21 protein-coding genes are annotated in these 19,387 nt (G+C 45.6%); 8 read left to right on the top strand and 13 right to left on the bottom strand.

Annotation, left to right across the window (positions count from 1 at the left end; all coding sequences use genetic code 11):
* The first annotated feature begins 37 nt into the window (after positions 1-37).
* The 4 genes from proC (at position 38) to proB (ending at position 3,585) form a co-directional block, all read left to right on the top strand.
* Positions 38-832, top strand: coding sequence for a pyrroline-5-carboxylate reductase (gene proC / locus H0R92_RS06850; RefSeq protein WP_432962463.1), 795 nt, complete (start codon positions 38-40; stop codon positions 830-832).
* Positions 833-946: 114 nt separating this feature from the next.
* Positions 947-1,516, top strand: a complete 570-nt coding sequence (locus H0R92_RS06845; protein ID WP_432962461.1) for a hypothetical protein — start codon at positions 947-949, stop codon at positions 1,514-1,516.
* 15 nt (positions 1,517-1,531) lie between these two features.
* Entirely contained in the window at positions 1,532-2,797 is a 1,266-nt protein-coding gene (locus H0R92_RS06840) for a glutamate-5-semialdehyde dehydrogenase (RefSeq protein ID WP_432962459.1), read from the top strand.
* Positions 2,794-3,585, top strand: coding sequence for a glutamate 5-kinase (gene proB, locus H0R92_RS06835; protein WP_432962457.1), 792 nt, complete (start codon positions 2,794-2,796; stop codon positions 3,583-3,585). Before H0R92_RS06840 ends, proB begins: the two co-directional genes overlap by 4 nt.
* Before the next feature lie 20 nt (positions 3,586-3,605).
* On the opposite strand, the gene H0R92_RS06830 is transcribed toward proB, so the two are convergent.
* The 9 genes from H0R92_RS06830 to H0R92_RS06790 all read right to left on the bottom strand — a co-directional run bounded on the left by H0R92_RS06830 (position 3,606) and on the right by H0R92_RS06790 (position 11,969).
* A complete protein-coding gene (locus H0R92_RS06830; RefSeq protein ID WP_432962455.1) occupies positions 3,606-4,580 on the bottom strand; it encodes a D-2-hydroxyacid dehydrogenase in 975 nt (324 codons plus the stop codon).
* Positions 4,581-4,597: 17 nt separating this feature from the next.
* Positions 4,598-5,344, bottom strand: coding sequence for a PAQR family membrane homeostasis protein TrhA (trhA, locus tag H0R92_RS06825; RefSeq protein WP_432962563.1), 747 nt, complete (start codon positions 5,342-5,344; stop codon positions 4,598-4,600).
* A 211-nt stretch (positions 5,345-5,555) separates the two neighbouring features.
* Positions 5,556-6,347 (bottom strand): 23S rRNA (guanosine(2251)-2'-O)-methyltransferase RlmB, encoded by a 792-nt coding sequence (gene rlmB / locus H0R92_RS06820; protein ID WP_432962453.1) that lies wholly within the window; start codon positions 6,345-6,347, stop codon positions 5,556-5,558.
* 73 nt (positions 6,348-6,420) lie between these two features.
* Positions 6,421-6,918, bottom strand: a complete 498-nt coding sequence (locus tag H0R92_RS06815; protein WP_432962451.1) for a YchJ family protein — start codon at positions 6,916-6,918, stop codon at positions 6,421-6,423.
* Between the two features lie 80 nt (positions 6,919-6,998).
* On the bottom strand, positions 6,999-8,495 hold the full coding sequence (locus H0R92_RS06810; RefSeq protein WP_432962449.1) for a monomeric [FeFe] hydrogenase: 1,497 nt from the start codon (positions 8,493-8,495) through the stop codon (positions 6,999-7,001).
* Positions 8,489-8,740: an NAD(P)H-dependent oxidoreductase subunit E gene (locus H0R92_RS06805; protein ID WP_432962447.1), complete on the bottom strand. Its 252-nt coding sequence runs from the start codon at positions 8,738-8,740 to the stop codon at positions 8,489-8,491. Before H0R92_RS06805 ends, H0R92_RS06810 begins: the two co-directional genes overlap by 7 nt.
* Positions 8,741-8,755: 15 nt before the next feature.
* Positions 8,756-9,949, bottom strand: a complete 1,194-nt coding sequence (locus tag H0R92_RS06800; protein WP_432962445.1) for a SpoIIE family protein phosphatase — start codon at positions 9,947-9,949, stop codon at positions 8,756-8,758.
* A 5-nt stretch (positions 9,950-9,954) separates the two neighbouring features.
* Positions 9,955-11,703 carry a [Fe-Fe] hydrogenase large subunit C-terminal domain-containing protein gene (locus tag H0R92_RS06795; protein WP_432962443.1) on the bottom strand — a complete coding sequence of 583 codons (1,749 nt, stop codon included), beginning with the start codon at positions 11,701-11,703 and terminating at the stop codon, positions 9,955-9,957.
* On the bottom strand, positions 11,700-11,969 hold the full coding sequence (locus tag H0R92_RS06790) for a (2Fe-2S) ferredoxin domain-containing protein (protein WP_432962561.1): 270 nt from the start codon (positions 11,967-11,969) through the stop codon (positions 11,700-11,702). Before H0R92_RS06790 ends, H0R92_RS06795 begins: the two co-directional genes overlap by 4 nt.
* Positions 11,970-12,093: 124 nt before the next feature.
* Between H0R92_RS06790 and H0R92_RS06785 the strand changes: the two genes are divergently transcribed.
* Positions 12,094-12,795, top strand: a complete 702-nt coding sequence (locus H0R92_RS06785) for a class I SAM-dependent methyltransferase (protein ID WP_432962441.1) — start codon at positions 12,094-12,096, stop codon at positions 12,793-12,795.
* A gap of 19 nt (positions 12,796-12,814) precedes the next feature.
* On the opposite strand, the gene H0R92_RS06780 is transcribed toward H0R92_RS06785, so the two are convergent.
* Genes H0R92_RS06780 through H0R92_RS06765 form a run of 4 tightly spaced genes read right to left on the bottom strand, consistent with a single transcriptional unit; the run spans position 12,815 to position 15,762 of the window.
* Positions 12,815-13,735, bottom strand: coding sequence for a PSP1 domain-containing protein (locus tag H0R92_RS06780; RefSeq protein WP_432962439.1), 921 nt, complete (start codon positions 13,733-13,735; stop codon positions 12,815-12,817).
* A 24-nt stretch (positions 13,736-13,759) separates the two neighbouring features.
* Entirely contained in the window at positions 13,760-14,290 is a 531-nt protein-coding gene (locus H0R92_RS06775) for a DUF327 family protein (RefSeq protein ID WP_432962437.1), read from the bottom strand.
* Entirely contained in the window at positions 14,290-14,718 is a 429-nt protein-coding gene (locus tag H0R92_RS06770) for a bactofilin family protein (RefSeq protein WP_432962435.1), read from the bottom strand. The genes H0R92_RS06775 and H0R92_RS06770 overlap by 1 nt, the downstream gene beginning before the upstream one ends.
* A gap of 24 nt (positions 14,719-14,742) precedes the next feature.
* Positions 14,743-15,762 (bottom strand): peptidoglycan DD-metalloendopeptidase family protein, encoded by a 1,020-nt coding sequence (locus tag H0R92_RS06765; protein ID WP_432962433.1) that lies wholly within the window; start codon positions 15,760-15,762, stop codon positions 14,743-14,745.
* 207 nt (positions 15,763-15,969) lie between these two features.
* Here H0R92_RS06765 and H0R92_RS06760 point away from each other — a divergent pair, with 207 nt between their 5' ends.
* Genes H0R92_RS06760 through H0R92_RS06750 form a run of 3 tightly spaced genes read left to right on the top strand, consistent with a single transcriptional unit; the run spans position 15,970 to position 19,380 of the window.
* Positions 15,970-16,743 (top strand): TatD family hydrolase, encoded by a 774-nt coding sequence (locus H0R92_RS06760; RefSeq protein ID WP_432962431.1) that lies wholly within the window; start codon positions 15,970-15,972, stop codon positions 16,741-16,743.
* A gap of 27 nt (positions 16,744-16,770) precedes the next feature.
* Positions 16,771-17,763 carry a tRNA dihydrouridine synthase DusB gene (gene dusB, locus H0R92_RS06755; RefSeq protein ID WP_432962429.1) on the top strand — a complete coding sequence of 331 codons (993 nt, stop codon included), beginning with the start codon at positions 16,771-16,773 and terminating at the stop codon, positions 17,761-17,763.
* 18 nt (positions 17,764-17,781) lie between these two features.
* Positions 17,782-19,380 (top strand): hypothetical protein, encoded by a 1,599-nt coding sequence (locus H0R92_RS06750; protein WP_432962427.1) that lies wholly within the window; start codon positions 17,782-17,784, stop codon positions 19,378-19,380.
* Positions 19,381-19,387: the final 7 nt, after the last annotated feature.

The following is a 19,387-nucleotide window of genomic DNA, read 5'->3' as shown; positions in this document are numbered from 1 at the left end:
CTTTATAACGTGTTTTATGATAAGCCAGGAGGGTAATATGAAGGTTGGTTTTATCGGCTGCGGTAATATGGCGCGTGCTATGATTGCCGGTATTGTAAAAAGCGGGCTTTTACAAGCCGATTGCGTTTATGCATATGACATACATACACAGGCCGTTTTAGCCGTGCAAAAAGAATTGGGGATTGCGGCGGCACGCGATAACATACACCTTGTAGAAACGGCCGATATTATTGTTTTGGCGGTAAAACCGCAGGTTTACGAAAAGGTTATTGCACAAATAAAAAACAACGTTCGGCAAAACAGCATTATCGTTACGATTACGCCGGGCAAAACATTGGCGCAAATTGAATCTTGGTTCGGTAAACCGGTAAAAATTGTCCGTACTATGCCGAATACGCCTGCAACGGTGGGTGAAGGAATGACCGCCGTATGCTGCAATAAGGCTGTCGGCGAAGAAGAACTTAAAACTGTCCGTTCTTTATTCGAAAGCTTCGGAAAAACCGAATGTGTCGAAGAATATATGATAGATGCGGTCGTCGGTGTAAGCGGAAGTTCTCCCGCTTATGTGTTTATGCTTATCGAAGCTATGGCGGATGCTGCGGTAGCCGGCGGTATGTCCAGACAGGCAGCCTATGTTTTTGCTTCCCAAGCGGTTTTAGGCAGCGCAAAGATGGTATTGGAAACGGGCAAGCATCCGGGCGAATTAAAAGACATGGTATGTTCCCCCGGCGGAACAACTATCGAGGCTGTCCGCATTTTGGAAAAAGGGGGATTCAGAAGCGCCGTTATGGAAGCGATAAAAGCATGTATGGAAAAATCGCGCGGTATGTAAAATCAAGTTGTGCTCTTTGTGCAAAAAAACTTGCTCATTCCGTATAAATCGGCTTTATGAACATGAAACGCTTTACACTCTTGACAAAAACGCCGTAAAAGGGCACCCTTAAGTATGCCGAACGCCCAGCATATGCAAAAAGATTTATTGGCTCAAATGATAGGCAAAGAAGCTGCCTGTGCTATCGAAGATTTGTTTTCAAAACACGGTGAAGAAGCCGTAAAAAAAAGCGCCTTTGTTGTTGCCGAAGTTTTCGATTCCGCCTCCATATTCGAACAGCTTACCGAAAACCCTTCGGAAATGCGCGATAAAACCGAAAAAAAGCTTATTAAAAGTTTTCACAAAAATTTAACCCTGCTTGTGCAAAAAACCTGGGTTGAAAAATGCGATGAAGCTTTAAAAGAGCAAGTGCTTTTTCAGCTCGACGGCGTGTGTGCGGCTTTGGAAGAAAAAAAATATGCGGCCGTATATGAAAAATTCATGCTTTTGCTCCACGATACCGTATATTTGCTGTTCGGACCTCAGTCGAAAAAAGACGACTTCGGTGAATATGCGCTGCGTATAGATCCCGATTTCGGTGTCTTTTGGCAGTTTTTGCAAAAGATTTCTCCTTCCATGCCTAAATCCGAGCATATCGGCAGAATGTATATTTTGCTCGGTATGTGCTTTTTAGCCAATTATTGATATAAAGGGCAGCCTATGATTGCCGAATCTCTTTTTAAATCCCTGCGTGAAAGCGCAGTCCGACTTGCTTCATTTTCCGCAATACAAAAAAATAATGCTTTACGGCAAGCCGCCGCTTCTTTAGATGCAGCCCGTGCCGAAATCCTGAACGCAAATAAAATCGATGTTCAAAAAGCGCGCGATGCGGGTATGAGCGAAAGCCTTGTCGACCGCCTTGTTTTAACGGATGAGCGCATTTCGGCAATGATTCAAAGCATTTATACCGTTATTGCACAAAGCGACCCCGTCGGCGAAATAACCGAAGGCTGGAAAAACGCCTGCGGACTTGAAATAAAAAAGACGCGGGTTCCCATAGGAGTTGCCGCCATTATTTACGAATCGCGGCCGAACGTGACGGTTGAAGCTTTTTCTCTTGCGTGGAAAAGCGGCAATGCACTTTTGCTGCGCGGAAGTTCAAGCGCTCTGGAATCGAATAAAGCTTTGGTAAAAGCCTTAAAGGGCGCGCTGCCCCTTCCCGGCGCCTTGGAATTGGCAGTCGGCGGCCGCGATGAAGTTGAACAAATCCTTCAGGCCCGCGGCAGCATCGACGTTGTAATTCCGCGCGGCGGAAAAGAGCTTATTAAAACCGTATGCGAAAAAGCAAGCGTTCCGGTTATCGAAACGGGAAGCGGCGTTTGCCACTTGTTTATAGACGAAAGTGCCGATATCGAAACCGCGCTTGCAATCGCCGAAAATGCAAAATTGCAGCGTCCCGGCGTATGCAATGCAGCGGAAACCCTGCTTGTGCATACATCCTGCGCCGAAACGTTTTTGCCGCGCATGGTCGGCCTTTTTGCCGGAAAAGCCGAGCTGCGCTGCTGCAATCGTTCGTTTGCGATTGTACAAAGCGCCGCCGAAAAAAGTCCGGATGCGGCCGTCCGTTCGTCGGTTATTCGGCATGCGCAAGCCGAAGATTTCGGCTGCGAATTTTTAGACTATATTTTTGCCGTTAAAATCGTCGATTCGATCGGCGAAGCGATTGCTCATATCAACACATATAATACCGGACACTCGGAAGCGATTGTTACACAAAACAGAAACAATGCGCGGCTTTTTCAAACGCAGGTTGATGCCGCCTGTGTGTATGTAAACGCTTCCACCCGCTTTACCGACGGCGGCGAATTCGGCTTCGGTGCCGAATGGGGAATCAGTACCCAAAAACTGCATATACGCGGCCCTATGGGCTTAAATGCGCTTACAACAACAAAATACTGCATAGACGGTGAAGGACAAATCAGATGAATATCGCCGATGTTATAGCCGATGCGCGTAAAATCGTTATAAAAATAGGTTCCAATACTTTGGCAAAAGCCGACGGTACAATCAATACCGCCTTTATGGACGAGTTTGCTTTTCAATGCGCCGATTTAACGGCAAAGAGCAAACAGCTGGTTCTTGTGTCTTCGGGAGCTCAAGTTGCCGGTATGTCCACATTAAACAGGTGGACGCGCAAAAAAGATATTCATTACCGCCAAGCCCTGTGTGCGATAGGACAAGTGGAATTAATGCATCAATGGCGGACGGCGTTTTTTAAGCACGGCCTGCATATCGGGCAGCTTTTGTTTACAAAAGAGGATTTTACCGACAGCTACCGCACGCTTAATATGCGCAATACGCTGTTTACCCTCGTGGATGAGGGCGTTGTTCCCGTTATAAACGAAAACGATTCTATTTGTGTTGAAGAAATCCGTATCGGAGACAACGATAATCTAAGCGCCCTTACCGCCGAGTTATGGGCGGCCGATTTATTGATTTTATTCAGCGATATCGACGGCGTGTATACGGCAAACCCCAAAGAAAATCCTAATGCGCAATTGATAAAAACCGTCACCGATATAAACGATTTGAAAAAACATATCAGTATCGGAAACACAAACGCTTTCGGTACGGGCGGAATGGAAACAAAGCTGCAAGCCGCCGAAAAAGCAACCCGGTGCGGTATCCCGATGATTTTGGCAAACGGGGCCAGGCCGCGCATCCTTGAAAAACTTGCTTCCGGCGATGCCGAAGCGACGCTTTTTTGTGTGTAGCACACACCACACACCGTATACTAGTCTTTTTTAGAACCCGTACCGACCGTGTTTATCGGTGTTCCCGCTAAAAACTGCTTTAAATTATCGGCTGCAATTGCAAGTAACCGCCGGCGGGTTTCTTTTGCCGCCCATGCAATATGGGGTGTAATAATGCAGTTTTTTGCCTGCAACAGGGGATTGTCCGTACAAATCGGTTCGACGGAAACAACGTCCGTTGCGTAGTATAAAACCTTGCCGGTGTTCAGCGCCTGCGCCATGTCCGCTTCATTTACCAACGCACCGCGTGCCGTATTGATAATTATAACGCCGTCTTTCATTTTTTCAATGCTTTGGCGGTTAATCATACCCTCCGTTGAAGAAAACAGGGGGAGATGTAAAGAAATAATATCGGCATTTTTATACAGATCGTCGAGGGAAACGTAGGGCGCTATTGCACGGCCTTGTTCCGTTTGGCTTCGGTTATAGGCAAGGACGTTCATTCCGAACGCTTGTGCCAGTTTTGCCGTGTTTTGGCCGATTTTTCCGAAGCCGATTATTCCCATTGTTTTTCCGGCAAGCTCTATAAGCGGATAGTCCCAAAAACACCAATCGTTGCATGAAGACCAGCGCCCTTTATATACTTGTTCGCTGTGATGTGCCGCATGATGACAAATTTCCAATAATAAGGCAAAAACATGCTGAGCAACGATTTGCGTTCCGTATGCGGGTATATTCGTTACGGTAATGCCTTTTTCCGCAGCGGCTTCCACATCGACGGTGTTATAGCCCGTTGCAAGCACACCGATAAATTTCAAATGCGGACAGGCTGTCATTATTTCCCGTGTAATCGGTACTTTATTTGTGTAAATATAGGCTGCGTCTGCAATGTGTGCGATAATTTTATCTTTTTCGGTTTTTTCATATACGGTCAAATCGCCGAGTTTTTTGAATTCGTCCCAAGATAAATCTCCGGGGTTTGCGGGAAAACCGTCAAGTACAACTATTTTATTCATAACACCTCAACTATACGTCAAATCGAAAAATACACCGAAAAAAAGTGCAAAACGCTTCCGGCCATAACAAACAAATGCCAAATCGAATGCATCCACTTACGGTTTTTCATTGCATAAAACAAAACCCCCGCCGTATATGCGAGGCCGCCGCCGATTAAAAATATAATGCTTATACGCGGAAGTACGCCGTACATGGATTTAAATGCGAAAATGATAAGCCATCCCATAAGAATATAGGTAATTACCGAAGCTGCGCGCAGTTTACTGCCGAATACCGAATACAGGGTAATACCCGTTATCGCCAAAGCCCAAATAATGCCGAACAAGGTCCAGCCGAGCGCTCCGTTTAAAGAGGCAATGCAAAAGGGTGTGTAGGTTCCCGCAATTAAAATATAAATCGATGCGTGGTCGAATACGGAAAAAATGCTTTTTGCTTTCGGCGGGGTAAGTGCATGGTAAAGCGTAGACATCAGGTAAAGTATAACCAAAGAGGCGCCGAAAAGCGTCCAGCTTGTTACGTAATAAGCCGTTTGCCCTTCGGGGGAGCGAAGAGCCGCTTTTACAATCAGTAAAACCAAGGCTGCGATTGCAAGGCCCGCGCCGATTCCGTGCGTAATTGAATTGAATATTTCTTCGCCGATTGAATAACGTTTTGTCCTGTTGCGGTATTCTTCGCGCTTTGCTTCACGGTAACGCCTTTTGTTTTCTTTTTTGCATGCGCGGTCTATAGCCTTTTTGTTGTCCGCCAAAAGTTTAAGCTGCATTTCGTATTTTATGTTTTCAATATCTTCTTTCGCTTTGCGTTTTATTTCCTGAATTTTCAATTCGGCTTCTTCACGGATTGTCAGTTCAAGGTCTTTGTGCGCTGTATTGTTCATCTTTCCTCCGGTATGTGCTTAGACACTTTTTGATTTTTTTTGTTGCAGTTTGTACCGCCGCGCCGAGTTTTGTATATTTGCATATATGCCGCAGTTTTTATCCCTTTGTCAAACATTGCCGACGGCGTTCGTACAGTAAAATTCCCGCCGCTACGGAAACATTCAAACTGTCCAGTTTGCCGCAGCAGGGAATCGATATAAAGCCGTCGCATTTTTTTGCTAAAAGGCGGCTTATCCCCGAACCTTCGCTTCCCATAATAAAAGCAATCTTTCCCTTTAAATCGAGGCTGTGTGCGGCCGTTCCGTCGGCGGCGGCGCCGTACACCCAAAATCCCGCTTTTTGCAGCTTTTCGACGGCACGCACCAAATTGGTAACAACGGCCGTCGGTACCCATGCCGAAGCCCCTGCGCTTGAGCGTTCTATAACCGCCGAATCGCTTGCTCCCCGTTTTTCGGGAAGCACAAGCAATTCCGCGCCGAGCTGGTCGCAGCTGCGGATAACCGCACCCACGTTGTGCGGGTCGGTTACCGAGTCCAAAATCATAACCAAGGCGCCTCTTTTTTCGCGTTCGCAAGCCGCACTCAACTCCGCGATAAAGGAGTCAAAATCGATGGCTTTTTGTTTCGGGTTTTCGCCGCCGATTACGAGTACAATGCCGCGATGATCGCGGGACGGTTCGCTTAAAGGGCGCACCAATGCATCCAAATGCGCATTGTCCGTTTTGACGACGGGAACGCCCGTTTTGTATGCAAAATCGATGATTTTTTTTACACGCGGGCCTGCTTTGGCATACCGGATTTCGGTTCCCTGTAAGCCGTCCGTGTGCTTTTGCGCTTCCAAACTGCGAAGATATTCTTCTATTGCATGAAATCCCGTTTTTATTTGCATATGTTTTCATTGTCCGCAGCGTTCGGCGCGGTTGTTTTCTCCGTTTGTTCCCATAGGCGGGCAGCGTTACGGTTTAACGCCCGCAACAGTGCTTGTATTTTTTTCCCGAGCCGCACGGACAGCTTTCGTTGCGTCCGACCTTTTTACCGTCGCGCATAATCGTAACCGGTGTAACCGATCCGTTTTTATACAACCATGTACCTTTTTCTTTTATGAATTCGGCCCTTTCTTTATGGACGTCTTTTAATCCCTTGCGCTTATAGGCTGCACTAAATTCGACGATACCGCTTGTATCGTTTTCACCGCCTTTTTCCGTGCGTAAAATCGTTAAACCCAGCCATTCCGATTCTTCGCTCCATCGCCGCGTTTCTTCGGTATCAATGGAATTTTCACCTTTTTCATGCACACAGCTTGAAACGATAAAGTCTATATTATGTACGGCATAAGCCGAATAACGGGCACGCATGAGGCGTTCGGCGGTGGGGGCGGCGGTTTTACCGCTTATAATCGGTTCGCAGCAGGTGCTGAAGGTTTTCCCCGAACCGCAGGGGCATATCTCCGTTTCTTTCATATGCCCATTATACGTGTATGCGCTTGTACGGTCAATGAGAAGCGGATTGTTTTGCGGCAGCGGTTCGGCTTATACGCTTTTTATTCGTCTCCCTGCGGGTTTTGAAGAGGTTTCAGCGTGTTTGCGGCGCCGTCTTCAACATATTTTTTTAACTGTGCTGCGGCGACTTTCGGATTTGTAATAACCGAGGGGCCTGCAATACAGCCGCCTTCACAGCTCATTACCTCAACGAGGTTCGGCGTCGTTTCGTTATGGGGCGTTTCTCCGCTTTGTATTTTACCGTATAAAGCCAATTGCTTCATTCCCGCTTTATCCAAACCGTTTATAACGACGGGACGCAGTTTTTCCGGATGTTTTAAGCGTATGCGCACAGCCTCGGCAACGCCTCCGGCAGCGGCGAAACTGCGCCCCGAAGCGGTCGGAATAATAGTGCCGGGCGCCGCTTCTTCTTTTGCGATATCTATACCTTTTGCAATAAGCAGGGCGCCGATTTCTTCTATCGACAACACATAATCTACAAATTCATCATCCAAGCCTTCTCGCCTCTTTGCCAAACAGGGGCCGATAAAAACACTTATACAATCGGGATCGGCTTTTTTTGCCAGTTCGGCTGTGTAGTGCATAGGACTTCGCGTATCGGAAATACAGGGCACAAGCTGCGGAACGTGTTTTTTTACCGCACGGACGTAAGCGGGACAGCAGGATGTGGTCATTAAAATGTGTCCGTGTTCCATGCGTTCTTCAAATTCGACGGCTTCGCGGTCGGCGGTTATATCGGCTCCGATGGCGACTTCCCAAGTACGTGTAAAGCCGGCTTTTTTGAGAGCGCTTTCAAGCTGGCCGGGTACGGCGCGGAATTGGGCTGCGACAGCCGGCGCATACAGGGCGACAACTCTTTTTCCGTTCATAATATGTTTTATAACATCTACAAGCTGTCCCTTATCCATCATAGCACCGAAGGGACATTCACGCATACAATTTCCGCAAAAAATGCACTTATGGTAGTCGATACGCTCTTTGCCGCTTTCGTCTTTGGAAATGGCGCCTACCGGGCAGGCCTCTTCACAGGGCACCGGAATTTTTATAACCGCATGATACGGACAGTTTTGAAGGCACAGTCCGCAGTTTATACATTTTTCTTCTTCTATGTGTGCACGGCCGCTTTTTATTTCAATCGCTTTTTTGGGACAGTTCATCATACAGGGGCGCGCCAAACAAGCTTGACAGGCGTTTGTTACCATATAGCGGGTTTTTACACAAGCATTGCACGCTTCATCCAAAACGGTTAACATCGGCCATGTCGGCTTTTGGCGTTCCAAAGCTTCCTTTGCAAATTCGGCAAGTTTTTTTTCTTCGTCGTAATCTTCAACGGAACAGCCCAATCGCGCTATAACGCGCAAGCGCATAATTTCGCGGTCATGAAAAATACAACAGCGCATAGGAGTGCTGTTGCGCGGCACCATTTCGCGCGGAATATAGTGTACCCCTTCTTCCAGTTTTCCTTCGAGCTGTAATTTTGCAATACGTATAAGAATCTCTCTTTTTATATTTGCAGCGTTGTTGTTGATGTTCAGCATTGTTTTTCCCTGATTTTTTCCAAAATATTTTGAACCGTCGCCTCGGCGATGAGTTCTCCGTCCACTAAAACAAAGGGCGGCTTTCCGCATTGAGCGTCTTTGCATTTATCGAGGCAGGTGACGCCCGTGATTTCCACTTTATCCTTTAAATCGGCGGGCAAATGGTCGTCCAAAACCAAAAATTCGGAGGCGCCCATAACATAACAGGCGGTTCCCGTACAAATTGAAAGAGTCGTTTTTTTCATACCCTCTCCTTTTTTCTAAAAATAATCTATGGTCACTTCTTTTAAGTATTTGCTTTCAAGCAGGGATGCAATTTTTTTTACCACATTGCGCCTTATTTCCAGTTCCACAGGCATATTCGGATCCTGATGCGCTTCGTTAATTTTCGTTCCGACAATAAAGTTTATGCGGTCGCTGTCCAAAAACATATCGACAATCCGCGTTGCCGGATTCGGTTTCATTTGTTCGGTACGCGCCCCTTTTTCAAGGATTTCGGAAACAACCCCCATTGTAATAATACCCTCGGTTACCATATCCGCTCCTTCCATTTCCGAAGCGGGGGGAACCTTCGGGTCGAAATTTTTTAACAAAACTTTTACCGGTTTATTCAGTTCCCGCGATATAATGTTTGCGGTTGTTCCTCCGCAAATAATCCGTTTTCCTTCAAACGCGGTAAAGCGCCGCGCTATTTCGATATCGCTTTCCGGATGCAGCGGCGGGCCGGTAAGCACAAGCATATCGCGCGGACTGCGGAAGTAAATAACACCGCATGTTATATCGTCTTTCGGCGTGTGCCCGTCATGTAAAAGCGCTTGCTGTACTACAGAACGGGCGAGGTCGCGTGCGCTTATAAGCGGATTTTTTTGGACGGTTTGTAAAATATAACTTTGTGCGTTTACCGAGCCCCAGCCGAACGGAAGAGCGGCCGTTCCCATTCCCGATTGCGTAACTCCGTCGGAAAAAAAAATCAAACGGTCTCCCGGCCGGGCGTCATAACGAGAATACTGCAATACGGCATCCTTTCGGGGCGCAGTGGACTTTTTTTTCCGTTCTATCGGCGTCATCTCTTTTATCGGATCTATAATGGTTTGTTGACGGATAAGTACATAGGGAGGGTTGTCGTATTCCATAATACGCACGGCGGCGCTCGGCTCTATATCTACCAGCGTAAAGGTTGCATAGCTTATGCCGCGTTCTTTACATACGGGAAGCGTATCCATAATGATGTTTGCCGCCCGCCTCATGGGTATGTCCGATTCTATAAATTTGGTGGCCATCGTTGCGGTTAATGTCGCTAAAACGCCGGCCTTTATGCCCGAACCGAGTCCGTCGGACAAAGTGGTAATAACCCTGCCGTCCGAAGGGTTTTTATGCGACAAAAAAACATCTCCTTCCGCAAGCTGGTTGTACTTACACACTTGATAATGACCGACTTCAATAAAGGTTTCCATGTCCGTTATTTTTTCTCCGTATCATCCGAAAACGAATCGATAATGGAATTCAGCATGGATTCCGTTTCCGCCGCATTTTCGCCCATTAAAAAAGCGATTTTTTGTACAACCGATAAATTTTTTGTAATAACTTTTTTTGCCTGATTGACTATGCGGTCTTTTTGGACTTGAGGGGCGGTAATGTCTTCGACAACTCCTCCGGCACAGGCTTCTTTTTCTATCGCAAAAATCGTTACTTGAAAAATATTTTTTCCCGTCCGAACTTCCCGTTCTATAACATCGGGACCGTTTTTTGCCAATACGTCTTCAAAAAAACGTGAAAAATCGATAATTTTCGTTAAATCGGCGCCTTCCAACCCCGGTTTTGCTTCATACATATCGGCAATATCCTGTCCCATAAGACGTGCGAAATTTTTATTGCATTCGATAATTTTTAAATGTGTGTCGCAAATAATGACACCGCTCGGGATGGCTTGAATTAAGCCGTTTGCTTTTTTTTGTGCCAACTTACGCATATAAGACACGCACATCGTTTTTTCGGCACGATTTTCGAGTATCGCTTTTGCAAATTCCCGGCACGTATCATAGCCGCAGCTTGCACAATTTAACTCGTCTTCCGCCGAATACTTTCCTACCGAATGCAGCGCCGTTCTGATTGCCTGTTCGTCCGCATTGCTTGCAAACACCCTGTTTGCCGGAAGCGTTCCGCATAAATCGAGACCGTTTTTCATTTCGGCTTTATGAAGCCGATTTTTAGCCGTTTGTGCATAATCGACCAAGTTGACATGTTTTATCGCCGTCGATCTTTTTTTTGAACTTGCCGGCCCGTTTATACAGCCCCCCGTACAAGATAAAAGTTCTATAAACAAGGGATTTTCAAGCTTTTCGTTATGCAAGCCCGCAAGAGATGCAGGTATCTCATCGACGCCGGTTACCGTCATAGTACGGATATTGTCGGGGATATCGTACTGTTTTACGGCATGGATCATTCCCCCATCTATGGGGAAAAAAGCTCCCTGAGCGGCGCGAAACGGAATAAAAGCCTGTTCGGTTTGTGCCGTATTTTGTATTTTTGCAGGATCTATGTTTTTTTCGGCAAACCAGCGGCGCAATTCGTCGAAGGTAAGAGCCAAATCTATTTGTTTAAAAACATCCGATTCCCGTTTTTTTGCCATACACGGACCTATAAAAACAATTGCGCTTTCCGGACCGTACTGTTCGTGCAAAAATCGGGCATGGGCGAGCAGGGGCGAAGAACGGTCGGTAATAAAGGGGGTAAAATCGGGCATAAAATGTTTAATGTATTCCACAACGACCGGACATGCCGACGATAAAAACAGCTTTTGCGCGGTTTTACCTTCTGCTGACAAGCGCAAATCTTCGGCAACTTGAGCCGATACGAGATCGGCGCCGATAGCCGTTTCGGAAACACCGGTGAAGCCCAGCTTTTTAATTGCTTCACTCAATTGATACGGCGTACATTCGGGAAATTCGGAAACAAACGAAGGCGCTAAGGATACGATAACCGTTTTTTTCAAAGAAATCAGCTGTTTAGCCCGTTGTAAGTCGCTGCGTACCCGTTTTGCCTTTGACGGACATTTTATAACACAGGTTCCGCAAATAATACACATTTCCGGTATAATCATCGCATGACCGTTTTCCACACGTATGGCTTTTACGGGACATTGACGCACACACTTATAACAGTCTTGGCATTCGGTAATTTCCGTATATACGGGATATAAAAAATTCATAATTCGGATCCCAACTCATGCCGCAACAGGTCTTCGAGCGCTTCCGGAGAAACATGATGAAAAGCCTTTCCGTTTATGCGTATATTGGGACCGTTTTTACATTCTCCGTCGCACAGGTTTCCCCTTATAGACACTTTGTCTTCCAAGCCCTTTTCCGCCAAAAATTTTTGCAAAAATTCGGCGTTTAAAGAATTTCCTCTGCTAAAGCAAGAACTTCCCATACACACTGTGATTGTCGTCACCTTGCACCTCTTATGAAAATATATAAAAAAATATCGATATAGTCAAGTGCGGTTTTTATATCGTCCTGTTGCCGATTATATCAGAAAAGTATAAAAAAAACCACCGGAAATAAAGCTTTTTTTTCATATTTGTAGTATAATGGAACGGATGGAATTCTTAGAAAATCTTGTTGAATACTATGATGAGTTGTACCCCGTATCGGACGAACAAGTGTCGTTTTTCAATCGTTTTTTGGAACAGTATAGTTCTCCGGTTAAAGTATTGCGGATAGATTGTGCGAGCGGTGCTTTTGAGCACACCCTTGCCCGTCAAGGTTTTGATGTAACCGGTACCGACGCTTCCCGTGAATTTATTAATACGGCAGTGCGCCGCCGCCGAACGCCGAACGCCGGTGTACGTTTTTTTCAAATGGCCCCTGTGGAAATAGGGCGGTTTTTGGCAAAAGACTTTTATAACTGTATTTATATTCTTGAAGACAGTCTATACTTTATCGGCGATGAAATTTTACTTCGTAAGTTTTTTTGCGACTGCCGATCCGTTTTGGCGTTCGGCGGCGCCCTTGTTTTGCATATACCCGGTTTTCCTGCCGTGCGGGAAAGTATCCGCATAAAACTTGTTTCCGTTTTGGAAAAAGACGAGCACAGCGGCAGCACCCTGCTTACACAAAATCTGGAAAGGGGCGCGGCGCAGCTTGTTCCCGTGCGCAGCAAAACTCCCGTTTTTATGCCGCCGGCCGAAACCATATTGAATTTTGCAAAAGAGGCGGGGTTTTCGTCTTTTTTATTCTATTCGGACTGGCGCGGACAGGGCTGCAACGCACAAAAAGCTTCTGTGTGGGTGCTTACATAAAATCAATCCGTTAAACAAATCAATCCGTTAAACGCCAGCGCCCGTCAATGTATTTAAATCGGGATGCTTGAATCTCCAAAACGCGCCCGTCTTCTCCGGACATTTTTACCATACCGGTAAGCGGGGTCGATTCGCTTATACGAAAATTGGTATTGTCGTAAAAGATTCGCAAGCCTTCCGAAGGCATTTTTTTCCGTGCTTCGGTATACCAATCGTATTCATAGGCTAAGCAGCATAAAAGTCTGCCGCATTGGCCGGATATTTTCATGGAATTAAGGGAAAGGTTTTGCTCCTTTGCCATACGGATAGATACCGGACGCAGTTTGTCGGAAACGGCATGACAGCAAAACGGCCGCCCGCAAACGCCCAAACCGCCGGTTAAGCGAGATTCGTCCCGTACCCCTATTTGGCGCAGTTCGATGCGGATTTTAAATACGGAAACCAAGTCTTTTACCAATTCACGGAAGTCTACGCGATTTTCGGAACTGAAAAAAAACAAAACCTTTTGCTCCTCCGACAAAAAATGAACGCTGATAGGTTTCATATCAAGTTTATGGGCGGCCGTTTTTTCTTTAAAAATACGGAGCGCCTCTTTTTCTTTTTCCCGCAGCTCTTCGGCACGGGCTAAATCTTCCGCAACAGCTTTGCGTTCGATTGTAACAATATCCTGCGGACGTGTGCGCAGCGGTTTTTTCGATATGCCCAACACTTTGGCCAAGTCTTTACCGTATCTGGTCGGAACGATAACAAAATCGCCGCTTTCCGGCGTACAGTTTTCCGGGGCAGTTGCATACAAGCTTTCGCTCGAATATTCCAGTAAAAGCCTGTAAAGAGGGGCGGGGAAATCGAAATCCGCAGTTTCCGGCTGATTGCTGTCAACGGCGTCTTCCAGTGCCAAAAGTTCTTCGTTGCTCAGTTTTTCTATATCATCCTCAAACATATCGTTTCTCCGTAAGCCGATCCGTTAAGATAAAAAATCAACCAAAAGGCCGTTTATTTCTTCTATTTTTGCTAAAATCTTCAACTGATCCGCTTGATTGTATAAAATATCGGCAGCCAACGAATCCAACTTTGCATTTATCGTTTGAATTGTTATAAGCTGCTGCCGTTTTTTTCCTTTGCGCCGCTCCCGAACTTCCATTTCGTATGCATTTTGAATGACAAACTGCATAAATCGCGAAAGTTTTTGTTTATATACGATAAAGGTATCGGTAAAAGGATTTTTTTTCAATGCATCGCCGGCTGTATATACGTCGTCAACCAATTCGGTTAAAACATCGTCGAAGGAGGCGTTCGACGGTATTTTTGCACCCGCGATTTTTAAATTTCCGATTTCGGATTCTGTTTGCGCTTCCTGTATTTTTTCCGTATGCGCCAGAATTTCGGTAAAATCCGATTTTTCCCGCGTAATTTTTTCTTCTTTTTTCTTTTTGCGCTGCAAGCCGTCGCTGACCGAAAAAAAAGGAGATATGTTTAAAGGATCCACTGCGGCCATTAAAACCCGTCCCGGGGCTCCGCAAAAGCTTTGCGGCGGATAGCTTTTGCGTCCTGCCATAAATCTTTTGCATCCGAAAACGCTTGTTCGTCGTCAAGGACAATGCAATGTCCTTGTATAAAAACATTTTCTTCTACCGTTATTTTTTTTGTAATGACATCGCCGCGGACGGATGCCGTTGAAAATAATTCTACCTTTTCCGGGGCCACAATATCGCCTTCGACAATACCGTTTATAACGGCGGCAAGGGCGGTTATGTTCCCGCGTACTCGTGCTTGTCTGCCGATAATTATTTTACCGGAGGTTTCTATATTGCCGTCTATATCGCCGTCAAGACGAATAAAGCCTTCAAGGTGCATATCCCCCTTGATAAAGGTTCCGGGGGCAATCAAAGTATTTACGGAAATATCGTCATATTGTGAAATCATGGAAGGCTCCCGTTATGCCGGGGGTTAGTTTTTGAGTTTAATATTAACGTATTTTGCCGGATCCACAACTTCGGAACCGATATGTACTTCATAATGCAAATGCGCCCCCGTTGAAACTCCGGAATTTCCTATCGTGCCGATAACGTCGCCTTGTGAAACGAATTGGCCCGTTTTTACCCGCGTTGACTGTAAGTGAGCGTAACGAGTGTAGTATCCGTATTTATGCTGAATGATAATGTAATTACCGAATGAAGCGTCATACGTCACCGTAACGACTTGTCCGTTTGCCGTCGAAATAACCGGATCTCCGGAACGATAAGTTGAAATATCAAGCCCTTTGTGGATATACCATTGTCCCGTAATCGGGTGAAGGGCTTGACCGAAAGGCATGGAAAAGTGCCCTAAACCGCCTTTTACCGGCCATACGTTCGGCGTATCGGAAAGCATTGCGCCTTGAATTTGCAACATTTTTCCGATTTGTTCTATAGGCTGCACCGCATTTTCAAGATAATTTGAAAGCTTACGGATATCGGCGCTTTCTTTTACCGAACCGTGGGCTATTTCCTGCATATTAAAAAGAGAAGAAAGGTCGCTGTTTTGGCCCGCATTTTTTGTAATCGACGTTTGATTGATACCGATAAGGGCAAGCGCTTGGCTGAGGGTGTTTTGAAATTGTTCGGCGGTTTGCAACAGGTTGTTGTTTTCATCGCGCAATTCATCCAAACTTGCGAGCGTTTTGCGGTTTTCTTCTTGAAGGCGTGCTATTTCCTGTGCGGAACCCGCATTGCGGCGGTTAAAATAGAAAAAGGAAATAAGGATGCCTAAAAACAATAAAGTTCCGGCACCCAAGGAAAAAATATTGGTTCTGAAATTGATTACTCTGCTTTGCGAATGCGGAACAATCATAATGGTCAGTTTTCGGTCGCAAAATTTAAAAACCGCAACCGTAAAATCGATTACTTTACGGAATATACCTGCAAAAAAAACCATTATTAAATGGACAAGGCTTTTTTCGAGTTTTTTATATGTACGGGTTCGGGCCACGCTTTTCTCCACATTATAGATACTTATTCCAGTATATCATCAGAAAACAAACATGTCAAATATAAATATCTAAGAAAATATTTAAAAGATTTGTTGACGATACACAATTCCTATGTTATCCTTATCGGTAGAGATGCATGAATTCTTAATATATGCAATTCTCCGGGGTCCGTGTTATCCCGTATAACCTGTTTTTGGAAGAAAGCCATGCAGTTTTTTGATACTCATGCCCATATCGGGCTTATTTACGAAGATCCCATTGAACAGTTGCGCGTTGTACAAGAAGCAAAACAAGCCGGCGTTACGCGGATTGTAAGCATTTGCAACAGCTTACATGATTTTTCTTATGTATACGGAAACTTAAAATCCGTGTCGGGGGTGTATCATGCCGTCGGGGTTGCGCCTTCGGAAGTAAACAATCCCGGGCGCGATTGGATAAAAACGGTTGAAGAAAATTTAAAGCTGCCGAATGTCGTCGCACTCGGCGAAACGGGTTTGGATTATTTCCGTAAATTCGGCGACAAACGTTCTCAAATAGAATTGTTCATTACTCAACTTGAATTGGCGGAAAAAATGAACATGCCCGTAATCATTCATAACCGCGATGCGGGCAAGGATATTCTGGATATTTTGTCGGAAAGAATTCCTTCGGCCGGAGCCGTTTTGCACTGTTATTCGGAAGATGCCGAATATGCAAAAAAAGCGCTAGATATGAATTTATATTTTTCGTTTGCCGGAAACCTTACGTATCGAAATGCGCGCAATTTGCATGAAACCGTATTGAATTTGCCGCTTGAGCGCATTCTTATAGAGTCGGAAAGCCCCTTTATGGTGCCGGCACAATTCCGGGGTAAAAGAAATATGCCTTCGTATATACCCTCTACCGTCCGGTTTTTAGCGGAAATGCTTGAAATCGATATGGAAGAGTTGGCCGCACAGTTGTGGAAAAACAGCTGCGCTTTTTTCCGCTTAAGCGAATAAACCGGCATAAACCGAATCGTATCCGCTATGCAGTCTTTTTATCGTCCCGTCGATATAGGTTCCCTTCATCTCGGAGGAAATCTTTTTCTTGCTCCCGTTGCCGGTTATTCCGACCGTGCGTTTCGCCGTGTTTGCCGTTCTTGCGGAGCGGATTTTGCGTATACGGAAATGGTATCCGCCGAAGCTTTGGTACGCGGGTCCGATAAAACGGCCCTAATCATGAAGCGTGCGCCCGGTGAAACCGCATATGCCGTACAGATTTTCGGTGCAAACGAAGACACTGTTGCCGAAGCCGCACGTATTGTATATAAAACGGTAAAACCCGAACTCGTCGATATAAACGCCGGCTGTCCGGTGCCGAAAATCATTAAAAGCGGTGCGGGTTCTTTTTTAACAAAGCATCCCGACAAATTGTATTCGATTGTGCGTGCGGCCGTGCAGGCCGTTCCCGTTCCCGTTACGGTAAAAATACGTTCGGGATGGGATGCGAATAACATAACTTGGCCGGAGGCCCTGGATGCGGCACTGGAGGCGGGGGCGGCGGCCCTCACGATTCACAGCCGCACACGGGCGCAGGGCTACGAAGGAAGGGCGGATAAAAGCGTCATTGCGGCGGCCGTTTCCCGTGCGGAAGGGAAAATACCCGTGTTTGCTTCGGGTGATATTTTCGGCCCCGAAGACGCGCGGGACGTATTTCGGCAAACAGGCTGTGCGGCCGTTATGTTTGCCCGCGGTGCGATGGGAAACCCCTTTGTTTTTCGCCAAACCCGTGAGTTTTTACAAACGGGCACATATACGGAAATTCCCTTTGCAGAGCGGGTAGAAGCCGCCTTTGCCGAATTGGAACTTTTGTGCACCGACAAAGGCGAAGAACTTGCATGCCGCGAAATGCGAAAGCGCTTTTGTGCCTATATAAAGGGTGTCGAAGGCGGAGCCTCTTTGCGCAAAGCCGTTGTTTCGGCTCAAACCGTTCATGATTATCGCGAAATCTTCGGAACGCTTATTGTCAAAACGGAATAATCCCTTTACAATGCTTATATGGCTATTTTGCAGCAGCTTATCGGCTTTTTAAAGTCCGTGTTCGGCGAAAACAAAAAAGCGGACATACCGACAAAGCAACAAATAAAAAGGCTGGAACAACAACTAAGGCAAATGCAGCCGCCGTTGTATAAAAACGGAGAACTGCTTCCGGCTTTCGGCGAGCTTATTTTTTTACTGTATACACATACAACTCCTTTTTTCAGGCTTTTAAATTTTATGGCGCCTGCAGAAAATATCCATATAAAAAACCGTATCTACGATATGCTCATTCAAACCGGATATTCGCCGAACGATAAGGTTAAATTGGCTTCTCTATCGTATGAAAGCCGTAAAGCAAAGCTCGAAAAAAGCAATAATATTCAACGGGATGTGGAATCACAAACTCACACGTTGGAAGAACTTATTCATGTTTTGCGTTCTTCAACATTTATTCAAATAGAGGATACTTTAAAAAAGCTTGAGCTGTTTTACGATTTATGTACTTTTAACTTTATCGGATTTTTAAAAATTTTTAACCCGACCTTCGACTCCCTTGATCCGCAAAATTCATTTGCTCCGGCGCCGATAGATAAAGCGACGAATTTTTTGCTTGATTTGTATTTTATTACATCCGCATTTCAAGTAAACGCTTCTTTAGCGCGCGCAGTTATGGCGATTTCGTCTTCCGTTCATGCCGAAAAAAAACTGCCCGCCGATGAGGTTGTCGTACATATAAAAAAAATAGCCGCGATTTTGACAAAGGTGCTTAACAACGAAACCCTTAAAGCCTGTATTTTGATAGCAAAAGACGACGCCTCTTTTAGACCGGATACCGCTTTTGTAAAGTCCGCACCCTTAGCCGACTATGCATCCCGTTTGCGCTCCCGTTTCCAATCCGAAGAACAGCGTATTAAAGTTGAACTGCAAGACCGCCAGCTTGAACGCGAACGGAAAGAGCTGTTCGGCGATTTGCCCTTGCAAACGCTTGCGTCATACAACGAGGAAAACAATAAAATATTAAAGCAGGATTCGGCGGTTTCCTTTTTATGGATAACGCCGATGCAAATAATAAAAACGTTTTTAATACAATTTTTTGAAGAACAGGTACGCGGTCTTTTAAACGACATTATTCTTGAAGGTTTTTTTAACAATCCCGAACAAAAAACGGACTTTTCGTCCACAGTATATGCGTGTACCGATACGCAGCGCATTTTAAATGCCTTTGAGCAATCCTTTGCTAAGGGGGCAAAAAACGATATAGGTCTTATACTCAGTTATGTAAACGACGGCCGAAAAGATCCCGAATTTTCACGCAATTTGGCGGTAATGGTAAATAACGTCAATGCCGAAGCGAAAAATTTTGTGCAAACGCAGGTATCGTATTTTTACGATTTGTATCGGTATATGCTGCTTCTTTCCGATGATGCGCGAAAATCCGTTCCGGAAGTGATTTCAAATATAAAATTTTTGTTTACATCTTCGCGCAATAGAAGCCGTGTCGATTTTCTCGAGCAAACGCTTCCGCAGTGGGCGGCTTTTTTGCTGGTAATGAAAAACTATGCCGTTATAGGCCAAGTCGAATTGCCCAGAAAAGAAAGCCGGCAAGCCGCCGAATAGTACCTGA

Source organism: Treponema sp. OMZ 840, from assembly GCF_050937815.1.
GTDB lineage: Bacteria > Spirochaetota > Spirochaetia > Treponematales > Treponemataceae > Treponema_C.
Note: the sequence above shows the minus strand (reverse complement) of the source record. Positions and strands in the feature narration are given on the sequence as shown.

Coding starts and splice junctions, on each gene's coding strand:
- H0R92_RS06800 (WP_432962445.1), bottom strand. CDS start 9,949: ATGGAAACCTTTATTGAAGTCGGTCATTATCAAGTGTGTAAGTACAAC.
- H0R92_RS06750 (WP_432962427.1), top strand. CDS start 17,782: ATGGCTATTTTGCAGCAGCTTATCGGCTTTTTAAAGTCCGTGTTCGGC.
- trhA (WP_432962563.1), bottom strand. CDS start 5,344: ATGCAGCTTAAACTTTTGGCGGACAACAAAAAGGCTATAGACCGCGCA.
- H0R92_RS06795 (WP_432962443.1), bottom strand. CDS start 11,703: ATGAATTTTTTATATCCCGTATATACGGAAATTACCGAATGCCAAGAC.
- proB (WP_432962457.1), top strand. CDS start 2,794: ATGAATATCGCCGATGTTATAGCCGATGCGCGTAAAATCGTTATAAAA.
- H0R92_RS06830 (WP_432962455.1), bottom strand. CDS start 4,580: ATGAATAAAATAGTTGTACTTGACGGTTTTCCCGCAAACCCCGGAGAT.
- H0R92_RS06845 (WP_432962461.1), top strand. CDS start 947: ATGCCGAACGCCCAGCATATGCAAAAAGATTTATTGGCTCAAATGATA.
- proC (WP_432962463.1), top strand. CDS start 38: ATGAAGGTTGGTTTTATCGGCTGCGGTAATATGGCGCGTGCTATGATT.
- H0R92_RS06775 (WP_432962437.1), bottom strand. CDS start 14,290: ATGGCCGCAGTGGATCCTTTAAACATATCTCCTTTTTTTTCGGTCAGC.
- H0R92_RS06810 (WP_432962449.1), bottom strand. CDS start 8,495: ATGCTGAACATCAACAACAACGCTGCAAATATAAAAAGAGAGATTCTT.
- H0R92_RS06770 (WP_432962435.1), bottom strand. CDS start 14,718: ATGATTTCACAATATGACGATATTTCCGTAAATACTTTGATTGCCCCC.
- H0R92_RS06840 (WP_432962459.1), top strand. CDS start 1,532: ATGATTGCCGAATCTCTTTTTAAATCCCTGCGTGAAAGCGCAGTCCGA.
- H0R92_RS06780 (WP_432962439.1), bottom strand. CDS start 13,735: ATGTTTGAGGATGATATAGAAAAACTGAGCAACGAAGAACTTTTGGCA.
- H0R92_RS06815 (WP_432962451.1), bottom strand. CDS start 6,918: ATGAAAGAAACGGAGATATGCCCCTGCGGTTCGGGGAAAACCTTCAGC.
- rlmB (WP_432962453.1), bottom strand. CDS start 6,347: ATGCAAATAAAAACGGGATTTCATGCAATAGAAGAATATCTTCGCAGT.
- H0R92_RS06760 (WP_432962431.1), top strand. CDS start 15,970: ATGCAGTTTTTTGATACTCATGCCCATATCGGGCTTATTTACGAAGAT.
- H0R92_RS06785 (WP_432962441.1), top strand. CDS start 12,094: ATGGAATTCTTAGAAAATCTTGTTGAATACTATGATGAGTTGTACCCC.
- dusB (WP_432962429.1), top strand. CDS start 16,771: ATGCAGTCTTTTTATCGTCCCGTCGATATAGGTTCCCTTCATCTCGGA.
- H0R92_RS06805 (WP_432962447.1), bottom strand. CDS start 8,740: ATGAAAAAAACGACTCTTTCAATTTGTACGGGAACCGCCTGTTATGTT.